The sequence below is a fragment of the bacterium genome, from assembly GCA_035945995.1.
Lineage (GTDB): Bacteria > Sysuimicrobiota > Sysuimicrobiia > Sysuimicrobiales > Segetimicrobiaceae > DASSJF01.
Map to the genome: position 1 here is coordinate 1 of DASYZR010000086.1, position 17,287 is coordinate 17,287.

Genomic DNA, 17,287 nt, shown 5'->3' on the forward strand with positions numbered 1-17,287 from the left:
CGTTATGTCTCCTCCGAGCAACCTCATGCGGGCCTTGAAGGGCGTCTTTGGTCTTGAACGTCACTTAACGAAGAACGACATCAAAGGTGCCTTGGTGTATCTCCGATGAATGCTATACTAGGAGCGATATGGCAACCAAGAAGCGCAAGCCCAAATCCCTCGCCCGTCCTGGCGAACCGTCCCAGAAAACGCGGACGGGACTAGAGATCCCAGTCCCGACGCGCACCGAACTGTTCGGCTTTCTGGGCAAGGTCATTCGGAAGCAGAAGCCTTCGCGCCGTCCTTCGAAACGAGCCCGAGCCATGCATTGAACACGCCCTCGGGGCGCTTCCGGGTGTTGTAGCGGAAAGCGTATTCGTCCAAGTAGGCTTGCAGGTGCTTGGTCGAAACGCCGTGGTAAACCCCGCCAATCCCGTTCTTGACCAAGGCCCAGAATCCGTCCACGGTGCTGGTATGAATGTCACCCTGGACGTAGACCTTCAGACTATGGTAAATGCGGCGGTGCGTGTGCCCCGCGTTAAGACGCCCGACCGCGTTGTAGATTGGCGATTCGTCCGTATAGATCATGGTCTGGGGCAACACCCGTTCCTTGACATGCGGCATGACCGATGTGGTTTTGGCCCCATCGGGAATCGCCACGACCCGCACCCGCCCCGCTTTGCCGGCCCGCTTGCGTTGGGTCATGCCGAACACCGGAACGTTGTGTTCCCTGTCGCGCCCGATATATGTCTCGTCCATTTCGACGGACTCCCCTCGCCCGCCGAGGAACGGCGCGCCGGTTTCGGCCTTCGACGCCAGCCCGCGAATCTTGTTGAACATGCGCCATGCGGTCTTGTACGTGACGCCGAGTTCCCGCTCCAGTTGCTTCGCGGAGATTCCGCACCGCGTGCTGGCCATCAGGTACATCGCGTAGAACCACAGTTTCAGCGACGTAGCCGAGTCCTGAAAGATCGTCCCCGCCATCGGGTGTTCGTGATGTCCGCAGTATTGGCAGGCGTAGGCAGGGCGCGCTCTCTCCCGATGGTGCTTCGTTGTCGCCCGGCACGTCGGGCAGTAAATGCCCTTCGGGTACAGGGTCTTGACGAGGTAGTCCAGGCACGCCGCGTCATCAGGAAACATCCGCTCGAACTCCATGAGCGACGTGCGGGACTCAGAGGCCCGCGACCGCTTCGGATCGTTTCGATTCACTTTAGACATGGACGATGCCCCTCATGATCGTTTTGGTGCGCTGTATCGAAACGGGCTTTGTGGTCGAGTCGTTAGCGGACGGAACCGCTAAGCATTTCGAGCGAATCGAAGATGTGCTCAAGCACCTTGAACAGGTCTTGCTTTTGCTGCGTCTCGATGTTCAATCTCGGCCAGAGAGGTTGCGATAGATTCGATGTTCTTGTCCATGTGCTCCAGCCGCGCAACGATTCGAGCCATGTCAGCCAAGAATTGCATGAACTGTTGGGCTGTCACACCGCCGTGGATCGGTTCGGGAGTTCCCGGGATTGGTGACATATCGCCCTCCCTCCTTGGAGGAGCGTTCTTGTATCACCAGTATGGCAGAAAGATATACTGCCGTCAAGGGGATAATTGCCATGTAGACTGCCGGTTCTTCCAATCCACACACGGACACGCGTCCTGGTCTGTTCTGAGGGTTTCGGGGGTCTCCCCTGCCAGTCGTGGAGCCGCGTGATCATACAGGCCCCCGGTTCCCGGAGCCTCGCATCAGATCGCGATCGTCTCCTGGGTTTGCCGGCTGGCGTTGAAGATCGTCTTCGGGACGCGCAGGCGTTCATCCCGATAGATCTCCCGAAGTTCCGCCAGCGCGTCATCGCCGGCAAGCGTGAGTTCGGCCACCCGGTCGAGCAGGATGGCTTCCTCGATGCTGATCTCGGTGGTCGGCTTCGGCATCATTCCCCACACGTCCCAAGCCAGCATCTCCATGCGATTGAGGGACGCGAGATCGCGAATGAGGTTTTGGGCGATCCACCACATGCCCTGCTCGTTGATAAGCGAGAGGCCGAAGAGATCGGGATCGGCCCGACCGCTGCGGCACATCTGCCACGCGTCGCCGGCGATGATAAAACGGTCGCGCGGAACGTCGAGCGGATCGAAATCGAGCCTGAACGCCCCGCGCTGTACCGCATCGACCTGAGCATCGACCAGAATCCAGCGCTTTTGCGAGGCGTTCCAATACTCCGCAACCCAGTGGTCTTCGAATCTGCCCGGAGTGAAGTACGCGCCGAAGCCGCATCGGGCGCGCGCCGGCACACCCTGCTCGCGCAGGATACTGCAGAGCAGGGTCGCAAAATGCGTGCAGATGCATGGCATCCTCAAGCCCGGCTCCCGTCGCTCGGTCAGCGGGCGCGTATCGAGAGCCCCCATCTGCACCAGCATCTTCGCGACCGATCGGATATTGGCAGCGTCGCGTTGTTCGTCCGAAAGCTTGAGATCGTACAGCCACGGCGCGATGTCGCGATGAATCAGCACGCCCTGAACAATCTCGCACAACGCCGCGATGTCGCGAGGCAGTCTGCGAAGCTCGGCGGCCTTCGCGCCCGCGGCGCTCATGGTACCGTGTCCTCGGTAATAGTCTTGAGCCGTCTCCATGCCGACCTCCCGGCGCGATCGCGGCGCCGGCAGAATAGACTTTCGAAGAAACCGCCGCTATCCTTTCTGAGGATCAATGCCGAAGCCGGCGGCCGGGCATCGGATCGGGGTGGTCGATGGGCGTAATGGTCATGTCATTCGTGTTCGATGCAGCGGTACTGGATTGGCTCAAGGCGGAAGGCGTGGACGCGCCTCCCGACTTCCGGCAAAGCCGGTGGCCGTCCCCCAACGAACTGCGGACGATCCTCGAGTCGCTCCCGGGGTACGCCGTCAGCTACCGAAGCAAACAGGGACACGATTGGGACGCCGAGGTGGTCGATGCGACACGCGGCTACGACGGCATGAGCGCGACGATCTGGGTCAAAGGCGTGCAGGATCCGGATGCGCCGCATCCGTTCAGCTTCCATAAGCCATGGCCCGAACTGGCGGTGGCGATTCTCGAGGTGATCTCCCGAACATGCGGCCCCCGCGTGGTGACCGACGATGTGTACGTCCGACCCGTGGTCATCACGGCGGGGTGCGATCCACGCGAGCGGACCGCATGCCTCGGCGATCCCAAACGCCCTCGCGGGTGAACCGCCGCATCCAGGCCGGGAACGGGTCGAGCCGGCGTGGCTGACACACCTCCAAATACCCCCGATCGCACATGGCCGCGGCGCTCATCCTGATTTCGGCCTGCCTTTACGGGATCTCGCCGATCCTGGCCAAGACGGCGTACGCGTACGGCGTCACGCCGCTCGTGCTCTTGACGTGGCGCGTCACGATCGCCGGCGACGCTGTTCTGGACGGTGTGCCTCGCGCTGCGGCAGGTGTCGCGGCTCGAGCGCCGCCTTCGCGCTCTCCATACTGCCGGCGTCCACCGCGTCCATGGTCGTCAATACCTCGCCGGTCCACGTCGCCTGGATGGAACGCCTCATGCTCGGCGAGCGGACGGCGCCGGGCGAGCTCGTCCTGCTCGGGATGATTGTGGCCGGCGCGGTCCTCGTGGCCGGGGACGCCCCGCCGCCGCTGCTGCTCGCCGTCATCCAAACGTGCTCAGGGCAACCAGCGGACTCGAAGAGGACTTACGTCCCGGAGTTCCCGGGTCTTCAAAAAAGCCCGAATATCCTCGTAGTGCTCATCCGGAAGAGACCATAGTTCGGCACCGGAGTGGATGGACGCCGCGGCGAGTATCAGGTCGACCGTCTTGCTGGTCTTGCCCGCGCCGGCCAACGCCCGACCGATCCGGGCGGCCGTGTAGCCGACCTCCTCGTCGGTTGCGACGTGCGGCAACGCCCGGAAGTCGGTTTGCCGCGCAGCGTATTCCGACGCGTCTCGAATGCCGGCGAGCACTTCGGCGACGATCGGCGTCGCGACGGCCGCTTCCCCGGCCTTGAGCGCCTCGTGCACGGCCGCGACGAGCCGCGCCGCCGGTTGGGGGCGCAAGTACGAAATCCAGATCGACGAATCGATGAGCCGGAGCGACACCTACCGTCCCTCGCGCATGGCACGGAGGTCCGCCCGGGTCCACCGCATGGAACTCTTGCCGGCCGCGGCGACTAGGCGCTCGACGCGCCGGCGCCGAACGAATTCGCGCAGGGCGATCTGGACGGCTTCGCGCTTGGTCGAGACCTTTGCGAGCCTGCGCGCTTCGTCGAGGAGTCCTTCGTCGATGTCGATGAGTGTCTTGGCCATGAGTGCCCACCTCGCCGCCCGAAGTATATATCACATCAGTATATATCGTCAATATATTCGAACGGGGTCAGGCAGATGGCCGCCGTTCTGATTCTCGTCTCCGCCTGCCTTTACGGGATCTCGCCGATCCTGGCCAAGACGGCGTACGCGTACGGCGTCACGCCGCTCGTGCTCTTGACGTGGCGCGTCACGATCGCGGCGACGCTGTTCTGGACGGTGTGCCTCGCGCTGCGGCAGGTGTCCCGGCTCGAACGCCGCCTTGCCGGGACGCTGGTGGTGTTGGGGACGATCTTCGTGCCCCTCCAGGTGTACTCGTACTTCTTCGCGCTCTCCATACTGCCGGCATCCACCGCGTCCGTCGTGGTCAATACCTCGCCGGTGCACGTCGCCTGGATGGAACGCCTCATGCTCGGCGAACGGGCGGCGCCGGGCGAGCTCGTGCTGCTCGGGATGATTGTGGCCGGCGCGGTCCTCGTGGCCGGGACGACTCCGCACGCCGGTCACACGCTCGGCCTGGCGGCCCTCGGCGTGGCCACGCTGGGGTCGGCCTTCTATCTGGTGGTACAGCGCCGGCTCGTCCGGGACGCCCCGCCGCTTCTGCTGCTCGCCGTCATCCAGACGTGCTCGGCGGCCGTGTACTGGGTCGCCGGCCTGGTGACGGGCCGGGCCGCGGTCCTGCCGCCGGCCGCGGCGTTCGCCGCAATCGCGGGATCGGCCGTCGCGGCGTCACTCGCCTCCCTGCTCGTTCTCATCGCGCTTCGGACGCTCGCCGCGACGCGCACGGCCATGCTGGGCATGCTGGAACCGGTCGTGACGGTCGGTCTCAGTGTCGCCCTGCTCGCCGACACAATGACCTGGCCGCGGGCGGTGGGCATCACGACCGTCCTTGCCGGCATCACGGTTTTCTACTGGCGGTTGTGGCAGGCCGGTCCGGCGACCGCCCTCCCGGAGCCGGACGCGGCGGGAGGACCGTCGCGGGGTCTCGGCGGCGGGTCCCCTACTCCGCGCGCATGAGCGCGAGCGCCTCCTCGACGCTCGTGTCGAGCGGGACGACCGCGTCGACGTGCGTGAGCAGCAGGATGCGGCGGATCAGCGATTTCTCCGGCAGCGCGATCCGGAACTTGAGATGCCGCATCTTGAGCCGTTCGGCGAGCTCGAGGATCAACTGCACGCCCCGGCTGTCGAGATAGGTCACGCCGCTCAGATCGAGGACCAGCCCCGGCGCGGCATTGGAGACCATGCCGAAAATCTGGCCGCGCACGTCGGCCGCATTGGCGAGATCGACCTCGCCGTCCAGCGCCGCGACCGGGATCCCGGCGTCTTCCATGACGCGGACTTCGACCGCGGCCGTCATGCCCGCACACGTCCTCTCTGCGCGATCCGGCGGCGCATCTGCACCACCGTGCCGCCGGGTCCGGACCCTACCTCCACGTCTCCCATGAGCGCCTCCATCAACTTGAGGCCGTGGCCCCGGTATTGCCCGCGCGCCGGCCGCCATTGCCCGCCGTCGCGGACCGCGGCCGTCAGGACGTCGCCGGCGAACGACAACTCGCACTCGAAGGTGCCGTCGGTCGGGCCGTAGGCATGTTCGATCGCGTTGGCGCAGGCCTCGTTGATCGCCGTCGTCACGTCGTAGGCGTCTTCGAGTTTGACCTCGGCGGCCTCGAGCCAGCGGCGGAGCGTCTGGCGCATCTGCGCGAGCGACGCCGGCACGGCCGGAAGCCGGATCTGCAGACGGTCCGGCGTCAGGGGGGCCAGCCGCAGGGCGACGAGCGCGACATCGTCCTCGGCGGTCCGACCCTCGAGGGCCGCGGTCAGCACCCGGTCGACCAGGCCGTCGATCGGGGCGTCGCCGTTCTCGGCCAGCGCCGCCGTCACCCGGGCCAGCCCCTCGTCGATGCTCTCGCGGCGGGCCTCGAGCAGGCCGTCGGTGCAGACGAGGATCGTCGAGTGCGGCGCCAGCGCGGCCGTCTCCTCGCGGTAGGTGATCCCGCGCACCCCGAGCGGCGGCGCGCCGCCGTCGAGTTGCGTCACGTCCCCCTCCGGGCCGACAACCAGCGGCGGCACGTGCCCGAGGTTCAGGTATCGCACGGTCCGGGTTTCGGGGTCGACGATCAGATACAGCAGCGTGGCCATCGTGCGATCGTCGACGAGCCGGGTCAGGCGCTCGGCGATCAGCGCCGGCGGATTGCCTTCGAGCGCGTAGGCGCGCACCGCGTTGCGCAACTGACCCATGACCGCCGCCGCCCATACGCCCCGGCCGGCGACGTCCCCGATGACGAGCCCGATCTGGCCGGCCGGCAGCGTGAGCACGTCGTACCAATCCCCGCCCACGGCTTCCTGGTTGCCCGGCAGGTACCGCGCGGACAGGGCCATCCCGGGAATCTCGGGCAGGCGCTCCGGCATCAGGCTTCGCTGGAGCGTCTCAGCGGTCCCGCGGGCGCGTTCGTAGAGGAGGGTGTTCTCCAGCGCGACGGCGAGTTGGAGCGCGAGGGCCTCGATATGCACGCGCGCCTCGGGCGCAAACGCCGCGCCGGCGGGGCGCGCCAGGATCATGGCCCCCAGGATGTGCCCGCTCCGCCCCCGGATCGGCAGCGTGAGGAACGACGACAGCGGACCGTCGCCGTTTGCGCGGGTCTCCGCCAGCGGTACCAGGACGGTTTCGGGCAGGCGGCCGGGACGGTGCTCCCCACAGATCGCCGCGAGCATGGGCGTGAGCACCTCGTCGGAGATGCCCGCCGATGCCACGTGGGGCGCGATCGCGATCTGCCAGCGCTCCCCGTCGGCGAACGCCACGGGCCCTCCATCGCCCCGGTAGAATCCCGCCACCGCCAGGTCGGCGTCGGACAGCCGGCATGCCGCGTCGACGACGGAGCGCAGCACTTCCTCCACCTCGTGCGCCCCGTGAATGGCGGCCGCGACGTCGGTGAGCGCCCGGAGGTGTTCGATCGTCTGCCGCAACTCGGTCGTGCGCTCCTGCACCGTTTCCTCGAGGCGTCCGGCGTGGCGGGCGAGCGCGGCCTGCTGTTCGCCGATCTGCCGGCGCAGCTGACGCACCTGGACGGCCCGCCCGAGCGACGCGGCAAAGTAGTCGCGGTCGATGGGCTTTTGCACGTAGTCGTAGGCGCCGGCCCGCAGCGACCGGATCGCGAGGTCGTGCTCGCCGTGGCCGGTGATGAGCAGCACGGGCGTGTCCGGCCGGGCCGCGCGCACCTGCGCGAGGAGCGCCAGGCCGTCCGTTCCCGGCATCTTGATGTCGCTGACAATGGCATCGTAGTCGACGGCCGCGATCCGCTCCAGGGCCGGCGCGGCAGAGATGCAGGTGTCCACGGTCGTGCCGGGCAGCCGGAGACGGATGGTCTCCGGCAGCGCCTCGAGCAGCGCCGGGTCGTCGTCGACGACGAGGACGCGGGGAGCGCTCATGAGATGCTGGGCTCGAGCACCGCTTCCTGCATTTGCGGTAGCTGCACCAGAAACGCCGCGCCGGGCGCGTCCTGCCTGACGCAGGTGATCGACCCTCCGTGGTCCTTGAGGATCCCGTACGTGATTGCGAGGCCGAGGCCGGTCCCCTTCCCCACCCCTTTGGTCGTGAAGAACGGATCGAAAATGCGCCGCTCGAGGCCGGGGAGGATCCCGGGGCCGGTGTCGCGCACGAGGACGTCGGCCCACCCCGGCCGGGCCGTGCTGCGGATCTCGATGCGCCGGTCGCCCGCCGCCTCGGCCAGCGCGTCGCGCGCGTTGGTCAGCAGGTTGATGAACACCTGCTCCAGCTGGATCGGGCTCGCGGCCACGATCATGTCCTCGGTCGAGAGGTCGAGCGCGACGTCGATGTCGCGGAGGCGCAACTGCTCCTGCATGAGCGACAGCGCGTGCAGCACGACGTCGTTGATCGAGACCGGCTCGCGGCCGACCGGCGCGGTCCGGCCGAACGTCCGCAGGTGCGAGATGATCTCCGTCGCCTTCCGGACCTGCCCCATCGCGCGATCCAGATCCGTCACGATCCGATCCAGGTCGAGGTCCTGCTCTGCCCGGCGGATGCGGATCTGGTCCAACACGTTGCCGATGAACAGACCGATGTTGTTGAGGGGGTTGTTGAGCTCGTGCGCCACGCCCGTGGTGAGCTCGCCGAGCGTGGCCAGTTTGCCGGCCTGCACGAGCTGTTCCTGCTTGTCGCGCAGATCCTGCTCGCGGCGCTGCATTTCGAGCGAGATCTCGTGCAGATCGCTCATGATGTGGATCATCGCGCGGCGCGCCTGGCCGAGCCGCAGATTGGAGCGGTGTGAGTCCTGCAGGATGTGCAGCAGCGCGCGCCGCGAATTGTCGAGCCGCTCCGTCTGATGCGCCAGGCGCCGCCGGTCCTGCTCGTAGTCGACGAGAATGTGCAGCATGGCCTTGCGCTGGTTGCCCAGCCGCCGGTTCACGTCGCGCAGGTCGGCCATGATGTGGAGCATCGCGCGGCGCTGCTCGTCGCGCTGGCGCAGCCGCGACTCCAGTTCGGCGATGCGGGCGCGCAGCCGGGCGTGCTCGGCCGGCCGGCCCTCCTCGTCCGCGGCGTGGTCCGCGAACCGCGGCGGTGCGGGCTCCCCTACTGCTGCGATTCGCCCCGCAGCCGCTCGACCTCGCTCTGCCACCGCTCCACCTCTTTTTCGAGGGCGATCATCTTGATTTCGCGGCCGACCACGACCTCCTCGAACTTCTCGAGTTCGAGGATCTTCTCTTGAAGCTCGAGCTTCGACTTCTCGAGGTCGCGGACGACGCGCTCGTAGGCGCGCATGTCGCGAAGGATGCCGATGACGCCGATGACCTTGCCGTCGGAGTCGCGGAGCGCCGAGGCGTTGAGGCCGGTGGGGATGACTTCGCCGGTGGCCGCCCGCGGGTTGAGGCGGACGTTGCGGATGACGCCGCGCTCGACGACTTCGCGCAGCGCGGCGAGGAACTCACGGGTCTCCTGCGGCGAGATGAACCGGGACAGCGATTGCTCGATCACCTCGTCGCGGCGGAACCCGAGCACTTCCGACACCGCGTCGTTGGTGTGAAGGATCTTGCCTTCGAGGTCGGAGACGAACACGGGGTCCGGGGCGTTCTTGATGAGGCTCTCCGCGTAGGCGCGGGCCTTGTCGAGCTCGCGCATGTCCCGGAGGATGCCGATCGCGCCGATCGCCTTGCCGTCGGAGTCGCGGAGCGCCGAGGCGTTGAGCGTCGTCGGGATCCCCTCGCCGGTGGCGCTGCGCGGGTTGAGGCGGACGTTGCGGATGACGCCGCGCTCGACGACTTCGCGCAGCGCGGCGAGGAACTCGCGGGTCTCCTCGGGGGAGATGAACCGCGAGAGCGACTGCTCGATGACTTCGTCGCGGCGGAACCCGAGGAGCTGCGACACGGCGTCGTTGGACTCGATGATCTTGCCTTCGAGGTCGGAGACGAACACGGGGTCCGGCGCGTTCTTGATGAGGGCTTCCGCATAGGCGCGGGCTTTGCCGATTTCGCGCATGTCCCGGAGGATGCCGATCGCGCCGATCACTTTGCCGTCGGCGTCCCGGAGGGCGGACGCGTTGAGCGCCGTCGGAATGATCTCCGCGGTCGCACTCTTGGGGTTGAGGCGGACGTTGCGGGTGACGCCGCGCTCGACGACTTCGCGCAGCGCGGCGAGGAACTCGCGGGTCTCCTCGGGGGAGATGAACCGCGAGAGCGACTGCTCGATCACCTCGTCCTGACGGAAGCCAAGCAGTTCCGAAACCGCGTCGTTGGCCTGGAGGATGCGGCCCTCCAGGTCGGAGACGAACACCGGATCGGGCGCGTTCGCGATAATGATGTTGGCGTCGAGAATGCCCCCCACCCTCGCACCGTCAAGCCGGTCGTGCGCGACACGCGTGCTCTGCAAGACGTCTGTGGATTGCCGTTTCCGTTCCACAGCCACTCCCCCCGATCGGATGCGGTAAACGTTCCGCGTTCGCGGCTCTCAAAAGCCCCTAATGTGAAAATCTCCCCCTGCGCGACCTCGTTCAAACGTGAATAATGCAGGCGCCGCACCATGTCTGACGATCGGCGGCTCGTTATACGATCAAGTGTTCGGTAACGGGCGGCCAACAGCGGGAAGGCTCGGGTCGTGACCGCTGGAGCACCCGATCGCTCGCTACGCCGCCCGGCCGGCGCGTTCGCGCGCCGCAGGACCGCTCTTTCCTGTGGGCGAACGACCTCCGGGCCGCGCCTCACGGTGACGCGGCCCAAGCCGCCCGCCCGGGCGCCTCGGGGTGACGATCGATGCTGCCATTTGACGGCGAACGGCTCGCCCGCCTGGCCCGCGGGCAGCACGTCGACGTGGTGCTGGCCAGCACGCGGCACAACGTCCGCTACCTCACCGGCGGGTACTACGTGTCGTTTTTTGCCCGCGCGGCCCGGTTCGGCGGGGGCCGGTATCTCTCGTTCGTGGCGCTGCCGGTCGCCCGGCCGGCGGGCGCGTTCTACGTGGGGCGCCGGGATGAGGTGTTCGACGAGCAGCACTACATCGACGCGTTCGGGCCGTTCTGGATCGCGGAACGGCACTGGGTGCCGCGCGGTCCGAGCATGTCGGAAGATGCGGCGACCGTGGCCGCCCGCGCGCTGCGCGCGGGCGGCCACGGAGCGGCGACTATTGCGATCGAGTCCTCGTTTCTGCCGGCCGACGCGTACGAGGCGCTGCGCCGCGAGTTGCCCGAGGCCACTTTCGTGAACGCCGCGCCGCTGCTCGGGGAACTGCGGGCCATCAAGCAGCCGCGCGAGCTCGAGCGGCTGCGCGAGGTCCACCGCCTGACGGCCGAGACCATCCGGCAGGTCTTCCGCGACGGCGCCGCCGCCGATACGACGCGGGAAATCTCGGGCAGGATCGAGCGGTACCTCGGCGCGCGCGGCGGCGTGTTCCTGTACGCGCTCATCAACGTCGGTCCGGGCCTCCTCCGGGCGGCGTCGTCCCAGACGTGGGGCGAACGCCGTCCGATGCATCTCGACGTCGGCGTCGAGCTCGACGAGTACGTCGCGGACATCGCCCGGATGGGCTCCATCGGCGCGCCGCCGGCCGAAGCGGCGGCGCTGTTCGACCTGTGCGTCGCGGCGCAGACCCGCGCGCGCGCCATTGTCGGGCCGGGCGCGTCCTGCGGCGATCTGTGGCGCGCCGGGACGGAGGCCGTCACGGCGGGCCCCGGCGCGGAGTACGGCCGGTTCCTCGCGCACGGCCTGGGGATGGTGAGCCACGAGCCTCCGGTCGTCGCCCGCGACAGCCCGCGGCGGCTCGAGCCCGGCATGGTCCTCTCGATTGAGACGGAGGTTCGTCACCCCGACGTCGGGCACATCAAGATCGAAGACAGCGTGGTCGTCACCCCGGGGGGCTGCGAGGGACTCGGCGACGTCGACCGGGAGTGGTGCGTCGTGCCGCCGGGCCGGCCGGGTAGGACGCCTTCCGCGCCGTAGAGAACTGTACCGGGGCCGGCGCCGCGCCATCGGGAGCCGGCGGAGGGAGCCCGCATGGCCGCCACCAGGGAGTTGCTCGCGCACGATCAGCGCCACCTGATCCACCCGCTTCACCATCCGAGCGACCATCAGGACCCCCTGCTCCTTGTCGAGGGCCGCGGCGCGATCCTCAAAGACGCGGACGGCCGCGAGTACATCGACGGGCTCGCGGGGCTCTGGAACGTCAACGTCGGCCACGGGCGGGCGGAACTGGCGGAGGCCGCGGCGGAGCAGATGCGCCGGCTGGCGTTCAATTCGAGCTACGCCGGGGCGTCCAATATCCCGTCGATCCGCCTTGCCGAGCGGCTCGTCCACCTCGCCTACCCCAGCACCTCCGGCGTGTACTTCACGACGGGCGGGGCGGAATCGAACGAGTCGGCATTCAAGACGGCACGCTACTACTGGAAGGTGCGCGGCCAGCCCGACAAGGTGAAGATCATTTCACGCGTGCACGGCTACCACGGCGTCACGATGGCGGCGATGAGCGCGACCGGCATGGCCGTCTTCCACAAGATGTTCGGGCCGCTCGTCCCGAACTTTGTCCACATCCCGGCCCCGTATGCCTATCGCTGGCCCGGGGGCGGCGACGTCGCGGTCGAGGCCGCCGATGCGCTGGAACAGGCGATTCTGCGGGAGGGACCGGAGACCGTCGCGGCGTTCCTGGCGGAGCCCGTCCTGGGCGCCGGCGGTGTGATCCCCCCGCCGGCGGGCTACTTCCCGCGCATCCGGGCGATCTGCGACAAGTACGACGTGCTGTTCATCTCCGACGAAGTCATCACCGGGTTCGGGCGCACCGGCCGTTGGTTCGCGCTCGGTCACTGGGGCGTGCAGCCCGACATCGTGTCCTTCGCGAAGGGCGTGACGAGTGCGTACCTGCCCCTCGGCGGCATCCTGCTCTCGGACCGCGTTCACGGGACGATGCTCGAAGCGCCGCCGGACAGGAAGTACATGCACGCGGCGACCTATTCCGGTCATCCGGTGTGCTGTGCGGTCGGCCTCGCGAACGTCGACATCATCGAGCGCGAGGGACTGGTGGAACGCGCCGGCGCGATCGGGCGGCGACTGCTTGCCGGCCTCGAGACGCTGCGGGAGGTCCCGGCGGTCGGCGACGTGCGCGGGCTGGGTCTCATGTGCGCGGTCGAACTCGTCGAGGATCGGGCGACGAAGAAGCCGGCGATCGGTCTCGGCGGGCGCGTGGTGCGCGAAGCGCGGTCGCGGGGGCTGATCACAAGGATCCGGGGCGGGTCCGCCGACCCGGCGGTCGGGGACACGATCTGTCTTGCGCCTCCGCTCATGACGCCGGAGGAGACGATCGATCGGATCCCGGTGATTCTCAGGGAGTCATTGACGGCCGCGTTGCGCTGACCGGCCGGGCCGCCCCGACTCCCGGCTCGGGGCGGCCTCGTCCCCGAGACGTCCCGGACGTTTCTCGCGCGTCGGGCCCTGCGTGCGGCCCGTGTATTCGTGCCATGCCATCCGCGCGGAGGGTGGGAGCTTGGCGTAATCCTCCGGGCACAGCAAGATCCGGCGGAGCGGCGCGTCCGTGCGCCCGCTGGTGATGTCGCCTTCGAGCCGGGCAACCCAGCCCTTCGCCCCGGGCGTGTACGGCCGGCCGCACTTCGAGCAGAGTTCCGTTGTGGCCATGCTCCCCTCCCCTGATGCGTGGCGCCGCGTCGAAGACGGTGCCCTGTCCCGGTTTTGGTCCCGCTCGGGACAAATCCTCCGCCGCGCGGCGGCGCTGGGGCGTACGCGGCCGGTTCGCGCGGACAGTACAGGAGAAGGCCCGCGGTGCTGCGAACCCCCGACCACATGGCAGCGCGCCGGCGGCGCAGGTCGCCCGTTCCGTCGACCCATCCGCTCCTCCTGGAGTGGTGGACCGATCTCGAGGGAGCCGGCCGCTCGGTCAACACGCGGCTCGCATATGTCAGGGACGTCACCGACTTCGCCGCGTACATGAACGGCAACCTCGCCGACGCCCGGCCCGACGATCTCTGGCAATTCACCCGCCGAATGACCGAAGCCGGACTGTCGGTCGCGACGCGCGCCCGACGGATCACGGCGCTGCGGCAGTTCTACGAGTGGCTCCGGCACCGCCAGCAGCGCCCCTTTTCCGCGGCGCTGGATCTTCGGCCGCCGCGGCGCGCGCGGCGTGTCCACCGGTGGTGGACTGAAGAGCAGGTGGCGCGTTTCCGCGCGGCGTTCGAGGGCGACCGCCCGCGCGTGCTGCGCGATCGGGCGATGGCGGAGCTCGGGCTCATGGGCCTGCGGGTCGGGGAAGTGATCCGGCTCGACATTGAGCGCGTGATCGCGCTGTCCGATCCCGACCGCGCCGCGATCGTCGTCTGGCGCAAGGGCGGCAAAGAGCAGGTGCTGCCCCTCGCCGCGGATGCGCGCGCCGCGCTGGCACGGTGGCTGGCCGCCCGCCCGACCGTGCCGACCACCGCGCTGTTCTTCCGGATGCCCTTTCAACACCGGCGGCCTCGACTGCACTACGCGAGCGTGGAGAAGATCTTCAAGCAGTACGCGGCGCGGGCGCGGGTCCCGATTCCCGAGGGCATCGCCTTTCACCACCTCCGCCACACCGCCGGCCAGCAGATGGCCAACGTCGGGCTCGGCATCGAGGAGGCGCAGCGGCTGCTCGGACACGAAAGCCCGGTGACGACGCAGGTCTACTACGAGGTCTCGGACGCCAGGCTGCGTCAGGCCGTGCGCCGGCTGCGGTACGGGACGCCGGCCGGGCGCACCAAAGGAGGCTGATCCGATGAGCTCCGGCTCGGCCGGTCTCGACACGAAGGCGCTCAAGACCCGGGCGCTGGCCGCCCTCGACGCGGTGGCGGTGGAGGCCCGGGAGCTCGCGCTGCGCATCCACGCGCATCCCGAGGTCGGGTTCGAGGAGCGCCAGGCCGCCGCCTGGGTGAGCGAGGCGCTCGAGCGCCACGGCTATGCCGTGGAGCGCGGCGTCGCCGACATCGAGACCGCGATCGTCGCGCGCGCGGAGGGACGGCGCCCCGGTGCGACGGTCGGGTTGATCGCCGAGTACGACGCGCTCGCGGGCCTCGGCCACGCCTGCGGACACAATCTGATGGCGGCGGGAATGCTGGCCGCCGCCGCCGCGCTGCGGACGGTGCTGCCGGAGCTCCCCGGCGCCGTCGTCTACTACGGCACGCCGGCGGAGGAAGGCGGCGGTGGCAAGATCCTCATGCTCGAACGCGGGGCGTTTGCCGGCCTCGACGTGGCGCTCCAGTACCACGCGGGCGACGACGTCTCCGTGGCGACCGGCTGCCTCGCCGTTCAGGGGGTCGAGGTCGCGTTCACCGGGAGGCCCGCCCACGCGGCGGCCGGGCCGTGGAACGGCGTCAACGCCCTCGACGCGGTGATCCTCACCTTCAACGGCATCGGCGCGCTCCGGCAGCAGTTGCGGTCCGACGCCCGCGTGCACGGCATCATCACGGACGGCGGGCAGGCGGTCAACATTATTCCCGAACGCGCCGCGGCCAGTTTCGGCGTGCGGGCCCGGGACGGCGAGTACGTCCGGTATCTCGCGGGCCGCGTCGAGGCCTGCGCGCGCGCGGCGGCCGAGGCGACCGGGGCGCGTGTCGAGACCGCGCGCGGGATGTTCTTTGATGCGTTCCGCTACGTCCCGTCGCTCGCCGGCGTCGTGCGCGACAACGCGGCGGCCCTCGGCTTCGAGATGCAGGAACGGTTCGTGGGGGCCTCGACGGACCTCGGCAACCTGAGCCAGGCTGTGCCGACGGTCAGCTATACGCTGCCGACATGTCCCCCCGGGGTCGGCATGCATACGCGCGAGGCGCTCGAGGCCGGGAAGGCCGAGATCGGGCTCGCCGGGATGCTCAACGACGCCAAAGTCATGGTGATGTCGGCCATCGATCTGCTCGCCTCGCCGAGCGTGCTCGAGACGATCCGGGTCGACTTTCAGGGGAACTCCGCGGCCCCCCCGCGCGCTTAAGGAGGAAGCCGCGTTGTAGGCCGCCGGGACACAGGCGGGACGAAGCCCGACGCCCGGGCCGGCACCGCGGATTCGCTTGGGGGAGGTTTGACGCATGGCCGGGCCCCTCGACCCGTTTGTCCCCTCGTCCTCCGATCCATGGGACGCCCGCAAGGCGGCCCATCTCCTGCGCCGCGCCGGGTTTGGCCCGCTCCCCGACGAGGTCGCGCGCGCCGTGGCCGCCGGCCCCGACCGCGCCGTGGAGGCGCTGTTCGCCTTTCCGCCCGAGCCGTCGCCCCCGGCCGCTTTCGATGATGTGCGGGCCGCCGAGAATCAGCTGGACTCGACGCTCGACGCGCTGCGCGCGAGCCACCAGCGGATCGATCTCAAGACGCACCCTGAGTTGCGCACGTTGTTTCAGGAGGTCGGGCGGTCGCAGGGGCGCGCCCTCGCCGCGCTCGCGGCGTGGTGGCTCGACCGTATGGCCAACACCCCCGCGCCGCTACAGGAGAAGCTGGTGTTGTTCTGGCACGGGCACTTCACCAGCGCCTTCGGCGACGTGCACGACGCGATCGCGATGTTCAATCAGAACCAGCTCTTCCGGCGGAACGCGGCCGGGAACTTTGCCCGCCTCCTAGACGGCGTCGCGCGCGACCCGGCGATGCTCCTCTACCTCAACAACGACGAGAACCGCAAGGGCCACCCCAACGAAAATTGGGCCCGCGAGCTCATGGAGCTGTTTTCGATGGGGATCGGCCACTATACCGAGACGGACGTCAAAGAATCGGCGCGCGCCTGGACCGGGTGGAGCCTGCGCGAGTTCCGGCCGGGCGAAGGCCGGCGCACCTTCGCCTTCCGCCCGGAGATCCACGACGGCGGGCCGAAGGTGTTCCTCGGACAGGCGGGCGCCTGGGACGGGACCGACATCATGCGGATCATCCTGGCGCATGAGGCGACGCCGCGGTTCATCGCCGGCAAGCTGGCCGCGTTCTTCGTCGCGCCCCGCCCCGATCAGGCGCTCGTCGACGCGATGGCGCGGCGGTTGCGGGCGGCCAACTACGACCTCGCGCCCGTGCTGAAGTCGATGTTTCGATCCAGGACGTTCTACAGCCGGGACGTGATGTTGGCGCAGGTGAAAGGGCCGGTCGAGTTCGCCGTGGGCGCGGTCCGCCATCTCGGCGTGAACGCCCCGGCCTGGGTGCGCGTGTACCAGGCCGCGGGCGCGATGGGACAGCAGCTGTTCTTCCCGCCGACCGTCGCCGGCTGGCACGGCGGGACCGCGTGGATCAACGCCGGGACCGTGTTCGCGCGGGCCGATCTCGCCGCGGCGCTTATCTCGGGACGCCTGGGTCCGGTCGATGACGGCGCGTTCCCCACGCTCGATGCCGCGATCACCCGGCTCCTCGGGCGCCCGCTGCCGCCCCAGCGTCGTGTGAGGTTCACGGAGGCGACCGGCGGGCGGGTGTCGAGGGAGGCCGTGCATCTGATCATGAGCCTGCCCGACTACCAGGTCGCCTAACGCGGCGCCAATCACGACAGTTCTGACGACACAGATCGAGCAGTTGACCCAGGCGGCACTGGATGCGAGGC

The 17,287-nt window shown here is 68.8% G+C and carries 18 protein-coding genes; 7 read left to right on the forward strand and 11 right to left on the reverse strand.

Translation table 11 applies throughout. The features are described 5' to 3' along the window. Positions 1–252 precede the first annotated feature (252 nt). From VGZ23_08835 to VGZ23_08845, 3 genes are all read right to left on the reverse strand, one after another. Positions 253–1,134 carry an IS1595 family transposase gene (locus VGZ23_08835; protein ID HEV2357697.1) on the reverse strand — a complete coding sequence of 294 codons (882 nt, stop codon included), beginning with the start codon at positions 1,132–1,134 and terminating at the stop codon, positions 253–255. 171 nt (positions 1,135–1,305) lie between these two features. Continuing rightward, a complete protein-coding gene (locus VGZ23_08840) occupies positions 1,306–1,503 on the reverse strand; it encodes a hypothetical protein (GenBank protein HEV2357698.1) in 198 nt (65 codons plus the stop codon). A 210-nt stretch (positions 1,504–1,713) separates the two neighbouring features. Then, positions 1,714–2,559 carry a transglutaminase-like domain-containing protein gene (locus VGZ23_08845; protein HEV2357699.1) on the reverse strand — a complete coding sequence of 282 codons (846 nt, stop codon included), beginning with the start codon at positions 2,557–2,559 and terminating at the stop codon, positions 1,714–1,716. Positions 2,560–2,723: 164 nt separating this feature from the next. Between VGZ23_08845 and VGZ23_08850 the strand changes: the two genes are divergently transcribed. Next, positions 2,724–3,173, forward strand: a complete 450-nt coding sequence (locus VGZ23_08850; protein HEV2357700.1) for a hypothetical protein — start codon at positions 2,724–2,726, stop codon at positions 3,171–3,173. Positions 3,174–3,279: 106 nt separating this feature from the next. On the opposite strand, the gene VGZ23_08855 is transcribed toward VGZ23_08850, so the two are convergent. From VGZ23_08855 to VGZ23_08865, 3 genes are read right to left on the reverse strand one after another with little or no spacing between them, the layout of a single operon-like run. Further along, a complete protein-coding gene (locus VGZ23_08855) occupies positions 3,280–3,627 on the reverse strand; it encodes a hypothetical protein (GenBank protein HEV2357701.1) in 348 nt (115 codons plus the stop codon). Between the two features lie 6 nt (positions 3,628–3,633). Next, the gene (locus VGZ23_08860) at positions 3,634–4,065 is read right to left on the reverse strand and encodes a PIN domain-containing protein (GenBank protein ID HEV2357702.1); all 432 of its coding nucleotides are present in this window, start codon (positions 4,063–4,065) and stop codon (positions 3,634–3,636) included. After that, positions 4,066–4,272 (reverse strand): type II toxin-antitoxin system VapB family antitoxin, encoded by a 207-nt coding sequence (locus VGZ23_08865; protein ID HEV2357703.1) that lies wholly within the window; start codon positions 4,270–4,272, stop codon positions 4,066–4,068. 75 nt (positions 4,273–4,347) lie between these two features. Here VGZ23_08865 and VGZ23_08870 point away from each other — a divergent pair, with 75 nt between their 5' ends. Further along, a complete protein-coding gene (locus VGZ23_08870; GenBank protein ID HEV2357704.1) occupies positions 4,348–5,286 on the forward strand; it encodes a DMT family transporter in 939 nt (312 codons plus the stop codon). Here the strand turns inward: VGZ23_08870 and VGZ23_08875 are convergent. The 4 genes from VGZ23_08875 to VGZ23_08890 are packed head-to-tail and all read right to left on the reverse strand — an operon-like array spanning position 5,270 to position 10,180. Then, positions 5,270–5,626: an STAS domain-containing protein gene (locus VGZ23_08875; GenBank protein HEV2357705.1), complete on the reverse strand. Its 357-nt coding sequence runs from the start codon at positions 5,624–5,626 to the stop codon at positions 5,270–5,272. The two genes, VGZ23_08870 and VGZ23_08875, sit on opposite strands and share 17 nt — an antisense overlap. Further along, a complete protein-coding gene (locus tag VGZ23_08880) occupies positions 5,623–7,695 on the reverse strand; it encodes a SpoIIE family protein phosphatase (protein ID HEV2357706.1) in 2,073 nt (690 codons plus the stop codon). Before VGZ23_08880 ends, VGZ23_08875 begins: the two co-directional genes overlap by 4 nt. Next, complete coding sequence (locus VGZ23_08885; protein HEV2357707.1) at positions 7,692–8,903, reverse strand: ATP-binding protein; 1,212 nt, start codon at positions 8,901–8,903, stop codon at positions 7,692–7,694. The genes VGZ23_08880 and VGZ23_08885 overlap by 4 nt, the downstream gene beginning before the upstream one ends. Further along, positions 8,858–10,180 (reverse strand): PAS domain-containing protein, encoded by a 1,323-nt coding sequence (locus tag VGZ23_08890; protein HEV2357708.1) that lies wholly within the window; start codon positions 10,178–10,180, stop codon positions 8,858–8,860. The genes VGZ23_08885 and VGZ23_08890 overlap by 46 nt, the downstream gene beginning before the upstream one ends. Positions 10,181–10,530: 350 nt before the next feature. On the opposite strand from VGZ23_08890, the gene VGZ23_08895 reads away from it, so the two are divergent. Continuing rightward, positions 10,531–11,712 carry a Xaa-Pro peptidase family protein gene (locus tag VGZ23_08895; GenBank protein HEV2357709.1) on the forward strand — a complete coding sequence of 394 codons (1,182 nt, stop codon included), beginning with the start codon at positions 10,531–10,533 and terminating at the stop codon, positions 11,710–11,712. Between the two features lie 54 nt (positions 11,713–11,766). Beyond that, entirely contained in the window at positions 11,767–13,116 is a 1,350-nt protein-coding gene (locus VGZ23_08900) for an aspartate aminotransferase family protein (GenBank protein HEV2357710.1), read from the forward strand. On the opposite strand, the gene VGZ23_08905 is transcribed toward VGZ23_08900, so the two are convergent. Beyond that, positions 13,093–13,395 (reverse strand): hypothetical protein, encoded by a 303-nt coding sequence (locus VGZ23_08905; GenBank protein ID HEV2357711.1) that lies wholly within the window; start codon positions 13,393–13,395, stop codon positions 13,093–13,095. The two genes, VGZ23_08900 and VGZ23_08905, sit on opposite strands and share 24 nt — an antisense overlap. 144 nt (positions 13,396–13,539) lie before the next feature. On the opposite strand from VGZ23_08905, the gene VGZ23_08910 reads away from it, so the two are divergent. The 3 genes from VGZ23_08910 to VGZ23_08920 all read left to right on the forward strand — a co-directional run bounded on the left by VGZ23_08910 (position 13,540) and on the right by VGZ23_08920 (position 17,216). Further along, entirely contained in the window at positions 13,540–14,508 is a 969-nt protein-coding gene (locus VGZ23_08910) for a tyrosine-type recombinase/integrase (protein HEV2357712.1), read from the forward strand. 4 nt (positions 14,509–14,512) lie between these two features. After that, positions 14,513–15,718 (forward strand): M20 family metallopeptidase, encoded by a 1,206-nt coding sequence (locus tag VGZ23_08915; protein ID HEV2357713.1) that lies wholly within the window; start codon positions 14,513–14,515, stop codon positions 15,716–15,718. A gap of 94 nt (positions 15,719–15,812) precedes the next feature. Continuing rightward, the gene (locus VGZ23_08920) at positions 15,813–17,216 is read left to right on the forward strand and encodes a DUF1800 domain-containing protein (protein ID HEV2357714.1); all 1,404 of its coding nucleotides are present in this window, start codon (positions 15,813–15,815) and stop codon (positions 17,214–17,216) included. The last annotated feature ends 71 nt before the right edge of the window (positions 17,217–17,287 follow it).

Bases quoted from the DNA above. Each gene is read 5' to 3' on its own strand.
- VGZ23_08835 (HEV2357697.1), bottom strand. From the start codon at position 1,134: ATGGAGTTCGAGCGGATGTTTCCTGATGACGCGGCGTGCCTGGACTAC.
- VGZ23_08840 (HEV2357698.1), bottom strand. From the start codon at position 1,503: ATGTCACCAATCCCGGGAACTCCCGAACCGATCCACGGCGGTGTGACA.
- VGZ23_08845 (HEV2357699.1), bottom strand. From the start codon at position 2,559: ATGAGCGCCGCGGGCGCGAAGGCCGCCGAGCTTCGCAGACTGCCTCGC.
- VGZ23_08850 (HEV2357700.1), top strand. From the start codon at position 2,724: ATGGTCATGTCATTCGTGTTCGATGCAGCGGTACTGGATTGGCTCAAG.
- VGZ23_08865 (HEV2357703.1), bottom strand. From the start codon at position 4,272: ATGGCCAAGACACTCATCGACATCGACGAAGGACTCCTCGACGAAGCG.
- VGZ23_08870 (HEV2357704.1), top strand. From the start codon at position 4,348: ATGGCCGCCGTTCTGATTCTCGTCTCCGCCTGCCTTTACGGGATCTCG.
- VGZ23_08875 (HEV2357705.1), bottom strand. From the start codon at position 5,626: ATGACGGCCGCGGTCGAAGTCCGCGTCATGGAAGACGCCGGGATCCCG.
- VGZ23_08880 (HEV2357706.1), bottom strand. From the start codon at position 7,695: ATGAGCGCTCCCCGCGTCCTCGTCGTCGACGACGACCCGGCGCTGCTC.
- VGZ23_08895 (HEV2357709.1), top strand. From the start codon at position 10,531: ATGCTGCCATTTGACGGCGAACGGCTCGCCCGCCTGGCCCGCGGGCAG.
- VGZ23_08900 (HEV2357710.1), top strand. From the start codon at position 11,767: ATGGCCGCCACCAGGGAGTTGCTCGCGCACGATCAGCGCCACCTGATC.
- VGZ23_08905 (HEV2357711.1), bottom strand. From the start codon at position 13,395: ATGGCCACAACGGAACTCTGCTCGAAGTGCGGCCGGCCGTACACGCCC.
- VGZ23_08915 (HEV2357713.1), top strand. From the start codon at position 14,513: ATGAGCTCCGGCTCGGCCGGTCTCGACACGAAGGCGCTCAAGACCCGG.
- VGZ23_08920 (HEV2357714.1), top strand. From the start codon at position 15,813: ATGGCCGGGCCCCTCGACCCGTTTGTCCCCTCGTCCTCCGATCCATGG.